The 18,175-nt window shown below is 68.3% G+C and carries 18 protein-coding genes; 12 read left to right on the forward strand and 6 right to left on the reverse strand.

What is annotated here, in order from left to right; genetic code table 11:
* Positions 1-18 precede the first annotated feature (18 nt).
* Complete coding sequence (locus ULB03_RS10915) at positions 19-675, reverse strand: TlpA family protein disulfide reductase (protein ID WP_322483138.1); 657 nt, start codon at positions 673-675, stop codon at positions 19-21.
* Positions 676-867: 192 nt separating this feature from the next.
* On the opposite strand from ULB03_RS10915, the gene ULB03_RS10920 reads away from it, so the two are divergent.
* Both ULB03_RS10920 and ULB03_RS10925 read left to right on the forward strand, forming a co-directional pair.
* Positions 868-2,193 (forward strand): replication-associated recombination protein A, encoded by a 1,326-nt coding sequence (locus ULB03_RS10920; RefSeq protein ID WP_322483139.1) that lies wholly within the window; start codon positions 868-870, stop codon positions 2,191-2,193.
* A 109-nt stretch (positions 2,194-2,302) separates the two neighbouring features.
* On the forward strand, positions 2,303-3,301 hold the full coding sequence (locus ULB03_RS10925) for a proline iminopeptidase-family hydrolase (RefSeq protein ID WP_322483140.1): 999 nt from the start codon (positions 2,303-2,305) through the stop codon (positions 3,299-3,301).
* A 40-nt stretch (positions 3,302-3,341) separates the two neighbouring features.
* Here ULB03_RS10925 and ULB03_RS10930 read toward each other — a convergent pair whose 3' ends face one another.
* Positions 3,342-5,459: an FUSC family protein gene (locus ULB03_RS10930; protein ID WP_322483141.1), complete on the reverse strand. Its 2,118-nt coding sequence runs from the start codon at positions 5,457-5,459 to the stop codon at positions 3,342-3,344.
* Positions 5,460-5,647: 188 nt separating this feature from the next.
* On the opposite strand from ULB03_RS10930, the gene ULB03_RS10935 reads away from it, so the two are divergent.
* Positions 5,648-6,049, forward strand: a complete 402-nt coding sequence (locus ULB03_RS10935; RefSeq protein ID WP_322483142.1) for a hypothetical protein — start codon at positions 5,648-5,650, stop codon at positions 6,047-6,049.
* Between the two features lie 11 nt (positions 6,050-6,060).
* On the forward strand, positions 6,061-6,651 hold the full coding sequence (locus ULB03_RS10940; protein WP_322483143.1) for a hypothetical protein: 591 nt from the start codon (positions 6,061-6,063) through the stop codon (positions 6,649-6,651).
* A 9-nt stretch (positions 6,652-6,660) separates the two neighbouring features.
* Here the strand turns inward: ULB03_RS10940 and ULB03_RS10945 are convergent, their stop codons facing one another.
* Both ULB03_RS10945 and ULB03_RS10950 read right to left on the reverse strand, forming a co-directional pair.
* On the reverse strand, positions 6,661-8,451 hold the full coding sequence (locus tag ULB03_RS10945; RefSeq protein WP_322483144.1) for a tetratricopeptide repeat protein: 1,791 nt from the start codon (positions 8,449-8,451) through the stop codon (positions 6,661-6,663).
* Positions 8,452-8,538: 87 nt separating this feature from the next.
* Entirely contained in the window at positions 8,539-9,768 is a 1,230-nt protein-coding gene (locus ULB03_RS10950) for a hypothetical protein (protein WP_322483145.1), read from the reverse strand.
* Between the two features lie 403 nt (positions 9,769-10,171).
* Between ULB03_RS10950 and ULB03_RS10955 the strand changes: the two genes are divergently transcribed.
* Positions 10,172-10,981: an OmpA/MotB family protein gene (locus ULB03_RS10955; RefSeq protein ID WP_322483146.1), complete on the forward strand. Its 810-nt coding sequence runs from the start codon at positions 10,172-10,174 to the stop codon at positions 10,979-10,981.
* 80 nt (positions 10,982-11,061) lie between these two features.
* Positions 11,062-11,553, forward strand: a complete 492-nt coding sequence (locus ULB03_RS10960) for a heme-degrading domain-containing protein (protein WP_322483147.1) — start codon at positions 11,062-11,064, stop codon at positions 11,551-11,553.
* Between the two features lie 48 nt (positions 11,554-11,601).
* Here ULB03_RS10960 and ULB03_RS10965 read toward each other — a convergent pair whose 3' ends face one another.
* Positions 11,602-12,063 (reverse strand): hypothetical protein, encoded by a 462-nt coding sequence (locus tag ULB03_RS10965; RefSeq protein ID WP_322483148.1) that lies wholly within the window; start codon positions 12,061-12,063, stop codon positions 11,602-11,604.
* A gap of 207 nt (positions 12,064-12,270) precedes the next feature.
* Between ULB03_RS10965 and ULB03_RS10970 the strand changes: the two genes are divergently transcribed.
* The 6 genes from ULB03_RS10970 to ULB03_RS10995 all read left to right on the forward strand — a co-directional run bounded on the left by ULB03_RS10970 (position 12,271) and on the right by ULB03_RS10995 (position 16,509).
* The gene (locus ULB03_RS10970) at positions 12,271-13,290 is read left to right on the forward strand and encodes a hypothetical protein (protein WP_322483149.1); all 1,020 of its coding nucleotides are present in this window, start codon (positions 12,271-12,273) and stop codon (positions 13,288-13,290) included.
* The gene (crcB, locus tag ULB03_RS10975) at positions 13,287-13,667 is read left to right on the forward strand and encodes a fluoride efflux transporter CrcB (protein ID WP_322483150.1); all 381 of its coding nucleotides are present in this window, start codon (positions 13,287-13,289) and stop codon (positions 13,665-13,667) included. Before ULB03_RS10970 ends, crcB begins: the two co-directional genes overlap by 4 nt.
* On the forward strand, positions 13,664-14,677 hold the full coding sequence (locus tag ULB03_RS10980; RefSeq protein ID WP_322483151.1) for an RluA family pseudouridine synthase: 1,014 nt from the start codon (positions 13,664-13,666) through the stop codon (positions 14,675-14,677). Before crcB ends, ULB03_RS10980 begins: the two co-directional genes overlap by 4 nt.
* Positions 14,678-14,692: 15 nt before the next feature.
* Positions 14,693-15,388 carry an HAD-IA family hydrolase gene (locus tag ULB03_RS10985; RefSeq protein WP_322483152.1) on the forward strand — a complete coding sequence of 232 codons (696 nt, stop codon included), beginning with the start codon at positions 14,693-14,695 and terminating at the stop codon, positions 15,386-15,388.
* Positions 15,389-15,404: 16 nt separating this feature from the next.
* Positions 15,405-16,112, forward strand: coding sequence for an ATP12 family chaperone protein (locus ULB03_RS10990; protein ID WP_322483153.1), 708 nt, complete (start codon positions 15,405-15,407; stop codon positions 16,110-16,112).
* 97 nt (positions 16,113-16,209) lie between these two features.
* Positions 16,210-16,509, forward strand: coding sequence for an SCP2 sterol-binding domain-containing protein (locus ULB03_RS10995; RefSeq protein ID WP_145729983.1), 300 nt, complete (start codon positions 16,210-16,212; stop codon positions 16,507-16,509).
* Positions 16,510-16,564: 55 nt separating this feature from the next.
* On the opposite strand, the gene ULB03_RS11000 is transcribed toward ULB03_RS10995, so the two are convergent.
* The gene (locus ULB03_RS11000; protein WP_322483154.1) at positions 16,565-18,094 is read right to left on the reverse strand and encodes an FAD-binding oxidoreductase; all 1,530 of its coding nucleotides are present in this window, start codon (positions 18,092-18,094) and stop codon (positions 16,565-16,567) included.
* Positions 18,095-18,175 lie beyond the last annotated feature (81 nt).

The following is an 18,175-nucleotide window of genomic DNA, read 5'->3' on the forward strand; positions in this document are numbered from 1 at the left end:
ACGTGGTTTCCCGCCGCGTCAGCTCTGGCCGGCCCATTGCGTTAAGGTTCTGACCAGCAGGTCCACGTCATGCTGGTTTTGCGGCTCACCCGCTGGGGTCACCGGAACGGGATGGCGGTCGAAGCGTAAGCCCTCGCCATCCCTCCCCAGGAAGGTGCTCATGGGGAAGGCGGTGCCGATGGCCGGTTGTTCCGGCGGATTCATCGAGACGTCGGCATACAGCGCCTTTGAGGTGCCGGGGGGCAGGTCCAGCACCACCTGCCGCCAGGGCAGGTCATGCTCCTTCACATAGGCTTGGTCCTTCTCCCAGTCCCGTAGCCGGGAGACCAGGACGATCTCCAGCTTGTCGGCGCCCACCAGCTCCTGCACCTGACGCATCACGCGGAACTCCGCGACGCAGGGTGCGCACCAGTGGGCCCATTGGTTCACCCACACCACCTTGCCCTTCAGGCTATCGAAATGGAACGGCTGCCCGGCCGTGTCCTTGAAGGGGGCGGCGTGCAGGGCGGCGACATGGCGGGCCAACTCCGCCGGGTTGTCCGTACGCATGACCCGTTGAACCGCCGGCGGTGTGGGCGCCGTGGGGGCGCCGTCGCCGGCCATGGCCGCCCAGGGTAGGCAGGTGACCAATGCCAGGACCGTGCCCAGGATCAGCCGCATCGGCGTGTGGTTCATCGATCCGCCCCTGTCCATTGGGTCGGCTGGCAACCAGCCACCGACTTTGGTTTGTACGGGGAACGCTTATACAACCTGGCGCGGGTGCCACGGGAGTCCCTCTGTGAAATGGACGATGCCAAGGCGGGTCCCACTCTGGCATGGTGTTCTAGGGCCGGTGTTCCGGGTTTGTATCCTTGTGAGTAAGGCGTCATGGTGAAGAGCGGATCGGGTTCCCTGTTCGAGGCGGAGGCGCCGCGCCCGCTGGCCGACCGGCTGCGGCCGACCGCGCTGGACCAGGTGGTGGGGCAGGAGCATCTGCTGGGCCCCAAGGGCCCCATCGGCCGCATGGTGGCGGCCCATCGCTTGAGTTCCATGGTGCTGTGGGGGCCGCCGGGCTGTGGCAAGACCACCATCGCCCGCCTGCTGGCCCAGGCCACCACCCTGGCGTTCGAGCCCTTGTCCGCCGTCTTCTCCGGCGTGGCCGACCTGCGCAAGGTGTTCGAGGCGGCCAAGCAGCGCCGCCAGGCGGGCCAGGGCACCCTGTTGTTCATCGACGAAATCCATCGCTTCAACCGCTCGCAGCAGGACGGCTTTCTGCCCTATGTCGAGGATGGCACCGTCACCCTGGTGGGCGCCACGACGGAGAACCCGTCGTTCGAACTGAACGCCGCCTTGCTCTCCCGCGCCCAGGTCTTCGTCCTGAACCGGCTGGGGGAGGAGGCGCTGGAGAAGCTGATCGGCCGGGCGGAGGTGGAGGAGGGCCGCGCCCTGCCGCTGACCGAGGACGCCCGCGCCGCCCTGAAGGCCATGGCCGATGGCGACGGCCGCTATTTCCTGAACCTGGTGGAGGAAATCTACGCCGTGGTGCGCCCGGGTGAGGACCCGCTGGACACCAACGCCCTGACCGTGGCGGTGCAGCGGCGCATGCCCCTCTATGACAAGGCGCAAGAGGGGCACTACAACCTCATCAGCGCCCTGCATAAATCCCTGCGGGGGTCGGACACGGATGCCGCCCTCTACTGGTATTCCCGCATGCTGGCGGGGGGCGAGGACCCGCGCTACATCGCCCGCCGCCTGGTGCGCTTCGCCAGCGAGGATATCGGCATGGCCGACCCCCAGGCCCTGACCATCGCCCTGGCCGCCTGGGACGCGTATGAGCGCCTGGGCAGCCCTGAGGGGGAGTTGGCCATCGCCCAGTGCGTCATCTACCTGGGCACGGCGCCCAAATCCAACGCCGCCTACATGGCCATCAAGCAGGCGCAACGGGCCGCCAAGGAGACGGGCAGCCTGATGCCGCCCATGCACATCCTGAACGCGCCCACCCGCCTGATGAAGGATTTGGGTTACGGCAAGGGCTACAACTACGACCACGACACCGCCGATGGCTTCTCCGGCCAGAACTATTTTCCCGACGGCATGGCACGGCGGGAGTTCTATCAGCCGGTGGAGCGGGGCTTTGAGCGCGAGATCAAGAAGCGGCAGGACTACTGGGCCAAGCTGCGCCAGCGGGCCAGCGAGAGCGGCGGGGAAGGCTGAAACGTCCCCGGAGAGGTATTGCCCGGCATCGATCTTTTCTCGGCCGCAAACGCAAAACAGCTTGCGATAGGGTCCCGCCCTCCGTTTCAGTTCCCTTGACGAGGATTCCATGGATCGCAGGCAGTTTCTTTCCACCGCCGCCGTTCTCGCCGCGACGCCCGCCCTGACGCCGGCCCCAGCCGCCGCCGCGCCGGCGATGCCGCCGGCCGATCCCCTGAACCCGCCGGGCATCCGCGTGGCCGGCATCCGCATGATTCCGGTGGCGGGCGGCAAGTACAAGGTATGGACCAAGAAGATCGGCAGCGGCGCCGTTAAGGTGCTGTTGCTGCACGGCGGCCCCGGCTTCACCCATGAATACCTGGAGGCGATGGAGTCCTTCCTGCCCGGGGCCGGGATCGAGATGTATTATTATGACCAACTGGGGTCGAACAATTCCGACCAGCCCGATGACACCAGCCTCTGGACCCTGCCGCGCTTCGTGGAGGAGGTGGAGGAGGTCCGGCGGGGACTGGGCCTGGACCAGTTCGTGCTCTACGGCCATTCGTGGGGCGGCATCCTGGCCATCGACTACGCCCTGAAGTACCAGCAGCACCTGAAGGGCCTGGTCATTTCCAACATGGCGGCCGGCATCCAATCCTACCTGAAGCGCGTCAACGCCTTGCGCGGCCTCATGAAGCCCGAATCCCAGAAGCTGATCCGCGAGCTGGAGGCGAAGCAGGCCTACGACGACCCCGCCTACGAGAAGATCATGATGGAGGAGCTGTATCCCCAGATGATCTGCCGCCTGGACCCCTGGCCGGAGCCTGTCACCCGCGCCTTCCGCCACGCCAACCTCACCATCTACAACCAGATGCAGGGCAAGAGTGAGCTGGAGGTGACGGGCAACCTGAAGGATTGGGAGCGCTGGGATCAACTACCCCAGATCAAGGTCAAGACCCTGACCATCGGCGCCACGCATGACGAGATGGATCCGGAGGACATGAGGCGCATGGCCACGCTGATGCCCAACGCCCGGTCCGTCATCTGCCCCCAAGGCAGCCATCTGTGCATGTGGGATGACCAGGACTTCTACTTCAAGAACCTGATTCCCTTCCTCAAGAGCGTGTGACCGCTGTGGGCGGCCACCCTGCCAACAAGGGGGAAGGGGCTCAGGCCCGCGCCTTGGCGTCCGCCGCCATGGCGTGGGCGTAGGTCTTGGCCGCCTGCACCACATGCGTGACGGCGCGGGCGATGTCGTCCGGCGGCTCGCCCTCCCGCGCCAGGGCGCTGTCATCCGTGGTCACACCCCGCACCAGGGCACCCAGGCGGGCCGTGGCCGCCTCGCAATAGCCGATGCGGCGCGCGTCGGGCGGGCCGGGGATGGTGCGTTCGTCCAGCCAGGCGACGGTGGCGGCCCCGGCCAGGCGGCGCAGCGTCTCCAGCAGGGCGGCAGCCTCGTCCAGGTGGGCTTTGCGCCGGCGGCCCTCCAGCACCATGCGCTGGCGCGTCACCTCGGCGGCGGTGCTGGCCAGGCCGGCGGCCCGGCGGGCGGCGTCGATCTCGGCATAGGGCGTGTGGCCCGCCCACACCACCAGGGTGGCATAGCGCATGTTGGCCTCCACCGCCGCCGCCAGCTTGTGCGGGAAGCCCTTGGGCTCCCGCTCCGGCCACAGGATCAGGCAGCCCGCCAGGCCGATCAGGCTGCCCAGTGTGTTGTTGAAGGCGCGGGCCAGGGCGATGCCCTCGCCATGGGCGTTCAGGCCGGGGTGCAGCAGGTCCGCCACCAGCACGAACAGCGGCGTCAGGAAGGTGACGAACAGGCTGTAGCTGACCGACCGCAGGGCGATGGTGGCGGCGGCCAGGGGGAAGATGGCGGCCAGCAGCCACAGGGGCGTGGGCAGGGCCACGGCCAGGAAGGCCGCCGCCGCACCGCCGATGACGCTGCCGACCACGCGCTCCAGGGTGCGGGGCCAGGTGGTGGCCGCCTGCGGCTGCATCACCACCACCGCCGCCATGGTGGCCCAATAGGCGTAGGCGACGTCAAGATAGGCGGTGACGGCGTAGGTGGCGGTCACCACCAGGGCCACGCGCACGGCATGCCGCGCGATGGGGGAGGAGGGGGCCAGAGCCAGGCGCAGGGCGCGGGCCGGCGTCAGGCGGCGACGCGGTACCTCGTCATTTTCCGGCACGGTGGCCAGCGCGCCGTCATCCACCGGGGGCGCCCAGGCGCGGGTGAGGTCGGCCAGGGCCTGGGCGCAGACCTGCGCCACCCGGCCCACCAGGTCGTACGCCGGCCGGGCGACACGGTCCAGCACCTCCGCCTCATAGGCCACCAGGGTGCCGTCGGGGGCGGAGCGCAGGATCTGCCGGCCGGTGCGGATCAGCGCGGCGCGTAACTGGCGCAGGGGCAGGGTGTCGGCGTCGGTGGGCGCGCCTGCGGCGTGCGGCTCCAGGTCGTAGCCCAGCGCGATCAGGCCGGCGAAGATGCGTTCCCCCGCCTCGATGGCGGACAGCAAGGCGCGGCGGATGTCGCGCCCGGCCCCGCGCCCGGCGGAGAAACGGCCCACGGCGGCGCGCGCCCGCTCGATGGTATCGCGCACCGCGCGGCGATGCTCGGCGGCATGCGCCTTCCAGCGCGCATCCTGGGTGGCGCCGCTGCTGTGCAGGGCCAGCAGCTCGGCCGTCATGTCGCCCAGCTCGGTATAGATGGCGGCCACGGCGCGGCGGGCGGGGGCATAGGGGTGTATGGGCCACAGCACCAGGCACAGCGCCACGGCCCAGCCGCTGCCCAGCAGGAACACGCCCGACAGGCGCAGGGCATCCGCCGGCGGCATGGGATAGCCCACCGCCACCACGGCGACGCAGCAGGCCAGCACCCCCACCTGGGTGGCGGCCGGGCCATAGACGCGGCTGAGGCAGCAGATGGAGAGGGCGGCGAACAGGACGGCCGCCGCCCAGCCATGCCCCAGGGCCGCCACGGCGCTGATCGCCCCCGCCAACACCGTGCCGATCAGGGCGAAGCCGCCCATGGCCCGCAACCGCACGCCGAAGGGCCCACCGGGATCGGCCAGGCAGGCCCAGAAGGCGGCGAAGGCGGCCCACGACAGGATGGGCTGGTCCAGGTACAGCGCCAGCGTGACCATCAGCGCCACCGCCGTGGCGGCGCGCAGGCCCTCGGTGATGCCGATCTGCTCCGGCGTCAGCGCGAACGACCGCGCCTGCAGCCAGCGTGCAAGCCGGCCCAGCGGGGAGGAGCGGTCAGTGGGCACCGTGTGGGCGTGGGACATGGAAACTCAAATAGGCGAACGAAGGGTCCGGACAACGGTAGCCAAAGTCGTTCGCAGATGCAGCATTGGTGTGTGCAATGCGGTATTGCCATGCGGGCAGGTTGGCGCCCCAGGCGCCCGAAAAGTCTTGCGGGTCGATGGAACGGCGCCAGAATGAGCATCAACGGAACGAACGCTTGGGGGCGGGTGTGACCATTTGGAACCAGCGCGCGGTCAGGGCCGGCATCGCCCTGCTGTCCTATTTCATGGCCACCTTTTTCACCTTCCTGCCGGATGGTAATGGTGAGCATGGTTTGCAAAACCTGTTCTGGGGCTTGGTCTACGGTTTCGGCTGGCACGTGGCGGGAACGTTGACGCACTTCAGCCATGGCGCCGACATTTTTGGGTTCGTCATCTGGCCGCTCATCATTTGGGTGGTCGTATTCCTGACGACGGGCATTGGTTTCAACGCCTCACGCCCGCTGCGGCGTCGCGTGGTCTGGGCGGTGCTGGCGCTGTCGCTGTGCGTCGTCCTGCCCGGGAAAATGGCGTTTGCGCTTGGCTTCCAACGCCTGCCGACGTTCAACAACTTGGTGGCAGCGGCGTACTGATGGGCAGGCGCATGCTGCGTTGGCTGGTGCGTATCGCGGTGTGGCTGGGCCTGTCGCTGACCACCGCCGTCGTCATGTTGGTGCTGCTGTGGAAGGCGGCGGACCTGGACTACATCGCGGATGCTGATGACCACCTGCCGGAAAACGAGGCCCTGGTGGAAGGGTTGGCCGACGCTCTTGGGCATTTCGGTCGTGAGGGGCCAACTTACCTTTCTTATTATGGACGCATTTTTCCAGACGATCTCCTGGCGGCGTTGCGCAAACGGCGGCCGGAGGTGACTCTCCTGTCTTGTCCCCCAACGTCGAAGCGGGACCGGACATGTGCCATTGGATATCGCAATGCTTCGGACGACGGTGGGGGCCATATGGCGCTCATCGACGTAACGCGGGTGGAGATACCTCTCTGGCACCTCGCACAGATTCGCTATTCCTCCTACAACAGCGGAGGCGAACGGCTACTGCTCAAAGCTTTCAACAAATGGAGGATCATCCACCGCTGGGACATCCATGTGCTGGTGACGAGAATCTTGGATGAGGACGACGGCGAATCCTCTCCTGATGAGGCGCCGAAGCAGCTAAAGGTGCCAGGGAGCGGCCCCTAAGCCACCCGGTCAGCGGGCCGTTACCCTCTCCGCCAACGCCGCCTTGACCGCCGCCACCGGCGCCGACCAATCGCCCAGGCGGGTTTGCCGGAACAGGCGCAGGCTGGGATACCACGGGCTGCTGTCGCCGGTATCATGCCAGCGCCAGTCGGTGGTGGGGGACAGCAGCAGGAAGGCCGGCACGTTGAGCGCGCCGGCCAGGTGGATGCAGGCGCTGTCGGAGCCGATGACCAGGTCCAGCCCGGCCACCAGGGCGGCGGTGTCGGCCCAGTCGCGGATGGAGGCGGCGGCGTCGCGGATGCGGCCGGGCGGGATGGCCGGATCGGTCAGGGCGGCCTTGGCGGGCCCCATCTGCAGGCTGATGAACTCCACGTCCGGTACGTCCAGCAGGGGCAACAGGGGGGGCAGGCCGGGGGAGCGCCAGCGGTCGTCCGGGAATTCCGGATTGCCCTGCCAGAACAGGCCGACGCGCAGGCGGCCCCGTTTGGCGCCCAGCATTTGACCCCAGCGCAGCTTCCGGCCAGGGTCGGCCTTGATATAGGGCCCCGTCCAGGGCACGGCGGCGGGATCGGGGCAGAAGCGGCCGGGCAGGTCCATCATGGGCACCTGCGCATCCCACGGCGGCGGTGCAAGGGGGGCCGTGCCCGGCACGGAGGTCTGCGCATCCACCACCACGGCGCCATATCCCTGAGCCGCCACCAGCGGGGCCAGGCCGGCCGGCACCTCGATGGTCAGCCGGGCGCCGGCACTGGCCAGCAGGGGCAGGAAGCGCAGGCACATCAGCGTATCGCCCACCCCCTGTTCATGCCAAACCAGCAGGCGCAGCCCCGCCGGGGTTGCGCCGGCCCAGGCGGGCAGCTCCTGATGCCGGGGCGGCTTGGCGGCCGATGGCCAGCGCCAGTGATAGGACTCGAAGCCCTCGCGATACCGGCCCAGGCGCAGCAGGCACAGGGCCGCGCCGAAATTGACCACCGGGTCCTTGGGCGCCAGGCCCACCGCCGCCTGGAAGGCCTCCAGCGCCTCCTCCGTCCGGCCCAGCAGCCGCAACAGCACGCCCAGGTCGCGGTGGGGCAGCAGGACGTCCGGCCGCCGCCGCACCGCCTCCACCAATTGGGCCTCCGCTTCCTCGAAACGGGACAGGCTGGTCAGGGTGTTGGCCAGGGCGCAGCGGGGCAGGGGCGCGTCCGGTGCCACGCCCACGGCGCGGGTCAGCAGGCTGACCGCCTCCGCCGTGTCGCCGCCACGTCGCCGCAGCTCGCCCAAATTGTTCAGCGCCAGGATGTCGAAGGGATCGCGCGCCAGGATGTGCCGATACCAGGACTCCGCCTCGCCGGCGCGGCCCAGCCGCTCGCACAGGCGGGCCAGTTCCGTTACCAGGGGCAGGTCGTCCGGCGTCCGTTCCACGCAGGCGCGCAGGGCGTCGGCGGCGGCGGACAGGCGTTCCAGCCGGGCCAGCAGGCGGGCCATGTTGCGCAGCGCGTCAGGATGGTTGGGATTCAGGCGCAGGGCCTGGGTGTAGGCCGTCAGGGCCTCGTCCGCGCGGCCCAGCGTGTCCAGCACCTGGGCGTGGTTGGCGTGGTAATCCGCCACGCCCGGCTGCCGCGCGATGGCCCGCGCGATCAGCGCTTCAGCTTCCGCCGGCCGTCCCGCCTGGGCGGTGGCGACACCCATCAGGTGCAGGGCGTCCGGCTGCTCCGGCTCCTGCGCCAACAGCGAGGCGTACAGGGCGCTGGCATCCGCCAGGCGGCCCGCCCGGTGATGATCCAGCGCCACCGTCAGGACCTCCCCGACGGTGCGCATGCCTTTGGTCCTGGGTGCCTCGGGTGCCATGCCGCAGTGATACCCCCAAGGAAGGGGTTAGGCTAGCGCGGGCCTTGGTCCCGAAGGTCAGATCCGGGTCGGGCCGTCTCCCAGCAGTCCCCTTTCCATCCCTGCGTCAACCCCACCGCGGGTGAGGTGCAGCCAGCCCAGCATCCGGCCCCAGGGGCTGAGGCCGGAGGACGGCGTTTCCGATTCCGCCGCCGCCGCGTCATCCCCCGCCGGTCCGTCCTCCGGCGTTCCGGCCTTGGCCTCCGACGTCGCGGCGGGGGTGATCTGGGCCCGCATCTCCGCGAAGTCGGCGACGGCCTGCCCCTGCAGCATGCGCACGCCGGCCTCCAGCGCGCTGTGCACCACGGCCAGGCTGTCGCAATGGGTGAGGATGCAGCGCTCCGCCCCCAGCACGCGCAACGCATGGCGCAGGGCGGCCGCGGTGGGCACGTCGTGGGCGCGCAGCGGCGCGGCGGTTCCGTCCGGACCATTGGGCAGCGCCGGCATCAGGCGCAACAGCACGTCCTTGGGCAAGGGCAAGTCCGCCGCGCGATCCAGGGGCACATGGTCCAGCACCATCAGGCATTGCCGCAGGCGGCCGATTCGCAGCGCTTCCCCCACCGCGTCCGGCGCCACCAGCCACTCGGCGTAGGGCAGTTCGATGGCCAGGCGGGCGTGCCAATGGGCGGGCAACTCGTCCAGCAGCGCGGCGAAGGTTCCGTTGCGCACAGTGCCGGCATGAAGCTTCACGGCGATGGGCAGGCGGGAGGACGCGTCCTCATGCAACAGATGCCGCAGCATCCGCTGGTCCAGCACTTCGGTCACGCGGGCGTGCATCCACGGAACCCCGACGACGGTGACCTGGAACAGACGTTCCAAGGCCGCCAGATCCACCGTTTGCTCCAGCATGATCGGTTCCAGCGAGGCGGCGTCATCGCTGACGCGGTAGATGGGGTGGCGCCGCACCAGCGAGGATAAATCCGTGCCATGCAGCCCCCGTTCGATGCGTAACAGGGCCGCCAACTCATCGGTCGCGGGGGCGGGCGACAGCAACGAGCCCTCCCCCGTCAGGGTGCGCAGGCAGGCGACCAGGGCCTTCGCCTCCCGGGGGAGGTCGAACCAGTGGACGTCGACCTTCCCCTGGTGGGCGTCGGCGAAGACCGAGCGCACCCGGTCGACGGCGGCCAGCAGGGTCCCGGCGCTGCGTGTATCGCCGACAAGAAGCCAGCCGTAGGGGCCTATCCTATAAGTATTAATCCTAACGGCGTGGCCGGCCGGGATTGTGACAGCCTTTAGTTCGCTGTCCATGATCCTGTGAATAACGGGTTCACAGGCATCCGCGATGCCGGAAAGATCAAGCAGGGCGGCCCGGCGGGGCGCGCTGTTCTGTATAATACTGCCAATATCGTCTAGTATATTTGCTATTTTTCTGGCCATGACGGGCCTTCCCTGCGACAAGAATGGTGTCTGATTCTCATATTTGCGCCAGCGTTATTATATAATGCTTAAAATTCTCCTGGTTATGATTTGAATCAATCCGGATTTTTGAGAGATCATTAGCCTTGTGGGACTGACATCACCCTGACTGATCTTCCTGTCGGGATGTTGGCTCTTGATCGGGCGCCGGTTCAGGGGCGCCGGGCAGGTGCCTGAAATTCCCAGTAACCTGGTCCCACAGACAAGAATGACAGACTTTTGGCAGACCCAAGGGATGGCGGGCCCCAAGGCCGGCATGGCGCCGGCCGGTGCCCCCGCCAAACGTCCCGACCCCGCGAAGTTCACCACCTTGCCGCCCCCCGTCGAGGAGTCGGAGGAGTGGATCATCAGCTACATGGACATGGTCACCCTGCTGATGGTCGTGTTCCTGGGCATGGTGGCCATCCTGGGCGTCAAGAACCGGGCGCCCGATGCCGCCGCCCAGGTGGCCGCCACCAACGGGGCCACCAATCGGGCCACGGGGGGCGCCGCCCTGGCGCAAGGCCCCTCGCTGGACGGGGGGCCGATCGCCGCCCTTCCCACCATAGCGGTCACCGGGCTGCCGGTGCCGTCCGCGCCGGCACCGGCCGACGGGGAGGAGGAGGGGAACGGGGAGGTCTTGTCGCCGGCGGCGCGGGACCTGCTGAACCAGTTGGAGGCCGCCGGCCGCCCGGCGGGCCTGGATGTCATCCTCTCGGATCGCAAGCTGACCATCGCCATCAAGGACCGCATCCTTTTCGCCTCCGGCAAGGCCGATCTGGCGGCGCCGGGCCGCCAATTGCTGGGGGCGGTCGCCCACAGCCTGCGGGCCATGACCGGGGAGGTCACGGTCGAGGGACACACGGACGACGTGGCCATCTCCACGGCCCGATTCCCCACCAATTGGGAACTGTCCTCCGCACGGGCCACCGCCGTGGTGCGGGAATTGATCGCCGATGGGGTAGAGCCCGGACGGCTGCGTGCCGTGGGGTACGCCGACACCAAGCCGCTGGACCCGCACGACCGCGCCGCCAACCGCCGGGTCACCATCGTGGTGGAGCGCTGACGCGTCGCCGCCGCGCTGGGCCTCCCCCATCGAAGGCGCTACCGTGCGTCCCGACGACACCCGCACCGGAGAGCCCGCCCATGTCCCCCGACGACGATCTGCGCCTCATCGCCTTGCAGGAAGAACGCCTGGTGTTCACCCAGTTCGGGCAGGAAGAGGCGTGGGCCCTGGGCACGTGGTTGCGCCAAGCGGGGCTGGCGCGTGACGGGGTGCTGGTGGTGGATGTTTCGCTGCATCGTCAGCAGATGCTGCGCCTCACGGTGGGACCGGCCACGCCGGACCACGATGATTGGGTCCGGCGCAAGCGCAACACCGCGCTGCACTTCGCCCGCAGTTCCTACGCCATCGGCCTTGCCCTGGCGCAGCAGGGAACGACGCTGGAAGCCAAGAGCGGATTGCCCCACCGCGACTACGCCACCCATGGCGGGGCGGTGCCCCTGGTGGTCCAAGGGGCGGGGTGCATCGGCGCCTTGACCGTTTCGGGCCTGCCGCAGCGCGAGGACCACGCCCTGGCGATGGCGGCCCTGGCCCATGCCCAAGGGCGCGACATCAGCGACATCGCCCTGCCGTAAGGCACGGCCGCCCTAGGACGCGACGGGGGCCCCGCGCCTGACCTTGACTTAGCGGTCCAGGGTGATGGGGCCGTCGCGGGTGGTGCCGGTATTGGTTTCCGGTGACTTGGTCAAGTTGTCGCCCCGGCTGCGCTTTTCCTCGTGCTTGCCGTAGATTTTGTCCAGGCGCTCGAACTCCGCCTTATGGAAGGCCTCGACCTCGTCGCGGTTGCCGAACTGGGGCGCCGTGATGATGATGTCGTCGATGGGGCCGTCGGTGCGGGGCGGTTCCACCGCCTCCGGGTCCTTGGGCGGCGCCGCCACCTTGACCACCGAGGTCGGCAGGCCATTCTTGTCCAGGCCCGGCTTCGGGGCGTCCGGCTGCTGTGCGGCCGGCTGCCCCGCTGTGGCGGGTTGGGCGCTGGTCTGGGCCGACACGGCGGGGGCGGCGAGAACCGTCAGCGCAAGGGCGGCCGGGCCGAAGAGGGCATGCAGCGGGCGAATGGGGGAAGGCCAGGTACGGGCGAGCACGGGAAGAACTCCGCAGCGACGGTCATATAGCTTACCACGTGGGACCGTCCTGCCAACTGTTGCCTGACCGCTTCCCATGCGCGCATCCGTTGCAATCCGGACAGAGGTAGGCGCGACAGGGGGCTGGACAGGTGGGCCCCACGATGCGCGGCACGCCGTTGCCGGTGTATAATAGTAAGGCTGGTCAGGGGTTTGAGGGGAAAGACGGTGCCCGTCTTCGATGAATATATCGGTATCGATTGGACGGGGGCCTTACCCGCCCGGGGTATCGCCATCGCCTGGGTGCGCCCGGACGATGGCGTCGTGCGCCTGGTGCCTTCCCCCGGTCGGCACTGGACCCGGCGGGCCGCCATGGACTGGGTCGGCGACCGGCTGCTGCGACATCGCCAGATGGGCACCCGGGCCTTGGTGGGCATCGATTGTGGCTTCGCCCTGCCGTATGTCCCGGGCACGGGCTATCTCGATGGTCGCGCCGCTGGCGTTGATGACCTTTTCGCCCTCTGGGATTTGGTGGACATGGCCGCCGGGGCCGGCCCCGGCGCGGACGATTTCTGTGGCACCCCGGCGCTGGCCGATCCGCGCCTGGGTCCCAGCTTCTGGGTGGCGGGGCGCCGTCCCCCGCATTGGACCGACGCCGAGGGCGGTGGCAAGCGCCGGCTGGTGGAGTTGGTGGCCGCGCGCACCGGGATGGGCACGCCCGTTTCCGTCTTCAACCTGGCCTCCGCGTCCAAGCAGGTGGGCAAGGCCTCCCTGGCTGGCATGCGCGCCCTGCGCTATCTGAAGGATCGGATGGGGAAGGGGCTGGCGGTGTGGCCGGCCCAGGCCCCGTTGGCCACCGATGGTGGGGCGGCGTCGGTGGTGACGGAGATTTATCCCACCCTGTTCCGCCGCCGCGCCCATGGCCTGGCCAAGATCCGTGACTGGTCCGCCATGGCGGCGGCGCTGGCCCGGCTGGAGTGTGGCCTGGCGAGCCAGGATGGAACGGAGCAGGATGGGGGCAGCCATGCGGGCACGGCGGCACCACCAACCTTTGACGACCACGCGGGCGATGCCATGATCGCCGCCGCCGGCATGATGCGTTGGGCGGTGCGGGACGATGTCTGGGCGCCCAAGGGGCTGGACACCGGAACGGCGCGGCGTGAAGGATGGATTTTTGGCGTCACCGGCGATATGTCCGGCGATGTCGAGGCCGTCTTGCGCGATGGTCCCGCCGGGGGTGGAACATGATCCAGGTTATGGCCGTCGCCGTGGGCGGTGCCTTGGGCTCGGTCCTGCGGTATCTGTCGCAGATCTGGCTGGGGCGCCTGCTGGGGCTGGATTTCCCCTGGGGCACCCTGTTCGTGAACGTGCTGGGCTCGCTGGTCATGGGCGTGCTGGCGGAGTTGACGGCGCGGGTGTGGAGCCCGACGCCGGAACTGCGCACCTTCCTGGTGGTCGGGGTGCTGGGTGGCTTCACCACCTTCTCGTCCTTCTCGCTGGACATCGGCATGCTGGTGTCGCGGGACGACTGGATGGTGGCGATGTTGTATTTTATGGCGACGCTGGTGGTCGGCGTCGGTGGACTTTTCGTGGGCATGGCCCTGGTACGTGCGGTGGTGACATGAGTGAAGAGGGTGGCCGTAAGGTCGAGACGCGGACCGTGACCGCCGATGAGGCGGAGATGCGTCTGGATCGCTGGTTCAAGCGGCATTACCCGGCGCTGAGCCATATCCAGTTGGAAAAGCTGTTGCGCACCGGCCAGGTGCGGGTGGATGGCGGCCGTGTCAAGGGCGCCACCCGGCTGGAGGCCGGGCAGACCGTGCGCATTCCCCCCATGCCCGAGTTGGCGCCCCTGGCGCCGGGCGCCGTGACGCGCAAGGAGCGGCCGCTGCTGTCGGACAAGGAGGTGAAGGCGCTGCGCGACGCGGTGCTGTACCGCGACAGCGACGTCATCGTGCTGAACAAGCCCGCCGGCCTGGCGGTGCAGGGCGGCACCGGCCAGAACAAGCACCTGGACGCCATGCTGGACGTGCTGACCTTCGACGGGAAGGAACGGCCCAAGCTGGTCCACCGCCTGGACAAGGACACCAGCGGCTGCCTGGTGCTGGCGCGCAGCAGCTTCGCCGCCACCCGGCTGGCCGGCTATTTCCGCGGCAAGGACGCGCGCAAATATTACTGGGCCGTCACCGTGGGCGTTCCCAAGCAGCACCAGGGCAAGATCGACGCCGCCCTGGCCAAGGAGGCCGGCACGCGTGGCGAGCGCATGGCGGTGGATGAGGATGAGGGCGCCCGCGCCGTCACCCTGTACCAGGTCATCGAGAACGCGCACCGCCACGCCGCGTTCGTGGCCCTGTGGCCGCTGACGGGCCGCACCCACCAGCTGCGCGCCCACATGATGGCCATCGGCACGCCTATCCTGGGCGACGGCAAATATGCGGGGCAGGAGGCTTTCCTGCCCGGTGGCGCCGCCCTGTCGCGCCAACTGCACCTGCATGCCCGCCGCATTATCATTCCCAACCCGCGGGGCGGCAAACCCATCGACGTGTCGGCCCCCCTGCCGCCGCATATGGCGCAGACCTGGGATTATTTCGGTTTCGATATGAACGATGGCGACCCGTTCGCCAGCTACGCGTGATGCCGGGGCTGTCCCATGTCCGGTTTCAACCGCTTGGCCCTGTTCGATTGTGACGGCACGCTGGTGGACAGCCAGCATGCCATCATCGCCGCCATGGCCGCCGGCTTCGCCGCGCAGGGGCTGGCCCCGCCGCAGGACGAGGCGGTGCGCCGGCAAGTCGGACTGTCCCTGGACGTGGCCATCCTGGGCCTGCTGCCCGAGGGGGTGGGGCCGGGCGCCGTGGCCGGCATCGCCGCCGCCTACAAGGCCGCGTTCTTCGAGAACCGGGAGCGGGGCGGCGCGGTGGAACCGTTGTATCCCGGCCTGGTGCCGGCCCTGGACGCGCTGGAGGCGGCGGGCTTCCTGCTGGGCATCGCCACCGGCAAGTCCCATCGCGGCCTGGTGGCGACCCTGGAGCAGCACGGGCTGAGCGGGCGCTTCCTCACCTTGCAGACGGCGGATCGCGCCGCGGGCAAGCCGGCGCCGGACATGGCGCTGCGGGCCATGGCGGAGGCCGGCGCCGACCCCGCCACCACCGTGGTCATCGGCGACACCAGCTATGACATGATGATGGCGCGCGCCGCCGGCGCCGCCGCCCTGGGCGTGGCCTGGGGCTATCACGCCCCGAAAATCTGCTGGCGGCCGGTGCCGCCCGCGTTTGCCATGACTATGCCGAGGTTCCGGCGGCGGTGGCCGCGCTGGTCACGGTGTGAAGTTCTGGACGCGGTATGAAAATGGACCTGAACGAATGAAGCGCATTTACAAGACCGTGGCCGTGGTTCCGGCGGCGGCGGAGGGCAAGACCGGTTGGCAGGTGCGGCTGGACGCCCATCTCCTGAAGTCGCCGGCCAAGGCCGACCTGGTATTGCCGACGCAGGCGTTGGCGCAGGCCGTGGCCGCCGAATGGGATGCCCAGGGCGAAACGGTGGTGCCGGCCGGCATGCCCATGATGCAGCTGGCCTCCACCTGCGTAGACCGGGTGGGGCCGCAGCGCGCCACCATCCTGGACGGTGCCGCGGACTACGGCGGCACGGACCTGCTGTGCTATCGCGCGGCGGAGCCGGCCAAGCTGGCGGAACGGCAGGCCAAGGCCTGGCAGCCGCTGCTGGATTGGGCGGCGTTGCGCTATGACGCCCTGCTGCAGGTCACCACCGGCATCATGCACCGCGCCCAGGACCCGGCGGCCCTGAACGCCTTGAAGCGCGCGCTGGAGGACTTGGACGACTGGCAGTTGACCGGCGTGCAGAACGCCGTGGCCCTGACCGGGTCCCTGGTCCTGGGGCTGGCCCTGTTCGAGGGGCGCATCGACGCCGACCAGGCGTTCGACCTGGCGGAACTCGACGAGTCGTTCCAAATCGAGCTGTGGGGCGAGGATGATGAGGCCAAGGACCGGCGCCAGTCGTTGAAGGCCGACTTGGTTGCCAGTTTACGTTACCTGGACTTGCTGAAGGGCTGAGCGGCGCGGGGCGGAAAAAAGTGGAATTGGCCGGCCAACGGCCCCTTATATGCGGTGCAACACCCGTTCAGCACCGTATGCCAAGGAACCTGCCCCCATGACCTTCGATCAGCTTGAAGCCAAGATGCGCGCCTCGCTTTCCCAGTTCACCGGCCTGGGGGCCAAGGTGAAGTTCGACTTCGGCGCCGATGGGGCCCTGTTCCTGGACGCGACCAAGGTGCCCACCGTGTCGCGCGACCCGGTGGATGTGAACACCACGCTGAAGATCTCCCTGTCCGACTTCGTGAAGCTCAGCGAAGGCAAGCTCAGCCCCACCCTGGCCTTCACCTTCGGCAAGCTAAAGGTCCAGGGCGACATGGGTGTCGCCCTGAAGCTGGCCGGCATGCTGGACGACTGAGCGTACCTGTTTTTTCAGGCGGCGGCGCCCCTGTCGCCGCCGCCTGGTTTGCCGATCAGGCCGGTGTGATCGCCTGGGCGTAGGTGAACAGGCTCTTGGGATCGACGGCCTTCTTCACCTTTTGCAGACGCGCGTAGTTCTGCTGATAATAGGCTTGCTTCCAGTCCCCCAAGGATGGGTCGGGGAAGTTCTGGTAGGCGCCCAGCGCCTGGGTGCGCTTCAGCACGGTGGCATAGAACCCGTCCTGCCACGCCAGGGCCTCCTTGATCAGGGACTCCGGATCCGTGGGCTCCCACCAATTGACTTCGCTGGAGAACAGCCAGTCGAAGCCGCGATGCACGAAGGCAGTCGCCTCCGGCGCCGTGTCATTTATTGCCCCGCCGACCTGGAAGAACTTGAAGGCCGAGGCCATGCTGGTCCGGGGCATGGCGCGGGCGGATTCGATCATCGCCGTCAGCGTGTCCTCGGTCAGGGATCCCTGTTTCACGAATGTCGACTTTTCCCGGTAATAGTAGGGGAAGGTCGTCTCCGACAGGAAGTCCTGCGCCTGCCAATAGGGTTGATTGGCCTCAACCTTACGCTCGCTCGCCGATTGCCAAAGGTCGCCGAACAGCTTTTCCACCGCGGCTTGGTCAAAGTGGGCCTGGCCCAGCACGGAAACGGTCATCCCGTCGCCGGGGCCGGAGCAATTGGCGCCACGCGCGGGGACGGTCACGGAAATCTTGCTGCCAAAGCCTTTCGGGGCGTCCTGTAGGTTTTCCAGCAGGCTGTGAAGAACCGTTGCCAGGTTTGTATTCCAGGTCAGTTTGAACACCGTCACCGGCGTTTCGATCTTGAAGGTCTTCAGCGTGAAGCTGGTATTGATGCCGAAATTGCCGCCGCCGCCGCCCTGGCAGGCCCACAGCAGGTCGTCGCCCCCTTGGGCGGTGACTGTCCTTCCATCGGCGAGGATGAGATCGGTGCTTTCCAGCAGGTCCGAGCCGATGCCGTAAAGACGCATGTTGAAGCCGATGCCGCCGCCCAGCAGGAAGCCCGCGGCACCAACCCCGTCGCAGCGGCCGTGGGTGATGGTGCGGCCCAGCCGCTCCAAGCCCTTGTAGACCATGGAGTTGATGGAGCCGCCGGAAATCGTGACCAAGCCGGTTTTTTCGTCGACCTTGGTGATTCCGGTCAGGCGGGACAGGTCGATCAGCAAGCCCGTGGTGTTGGAATAGCCGGCATAATTGTGCCCGCCGGACCGTACGGCGAACGGCGTGCCCGTCTTTCGCGCCCAGCTCACGCAGGCGGCCACGTCATCGACCGAGTCACACCGGGCGATGCCCGACGGGCGTTTGATGAAGCGTAGGTTGTTCGGGCGGTAATAGTCGCCGAAGAACGGATCGCCCGGCATGACCAGAGCCCCCTTCAGCGCCCTGGCCAAGTCGGACCAGGCGCCTTTGGATGGACAATGCAGTTGCGCGTGCAGTTCCTCCCCTGGGGCGGCCAGCAATTGCTGCGCCTTGGCCGGTAGGCTGGCACCCACCGCCAATGCCCCGAACCCCTTCAGAATGGACCGCCGCGCCGTCGCCGTCTCGAATGCCCCCACCGCGCATCTCCCTTTAGCCGAGTGTTGTATGCCAACTGACTCCACTAAATGGGATGGTGGTGCAAGGGGGAATTTTTACCA

The organism is Nitrospirillum goiasense (assembly GCF_034427435.1).
Lineage (GTDB): Bacteria > Pseudomonadota > Alphaproteobacteria > Azospirillales > Azospirillaceae > Nitrospirillum.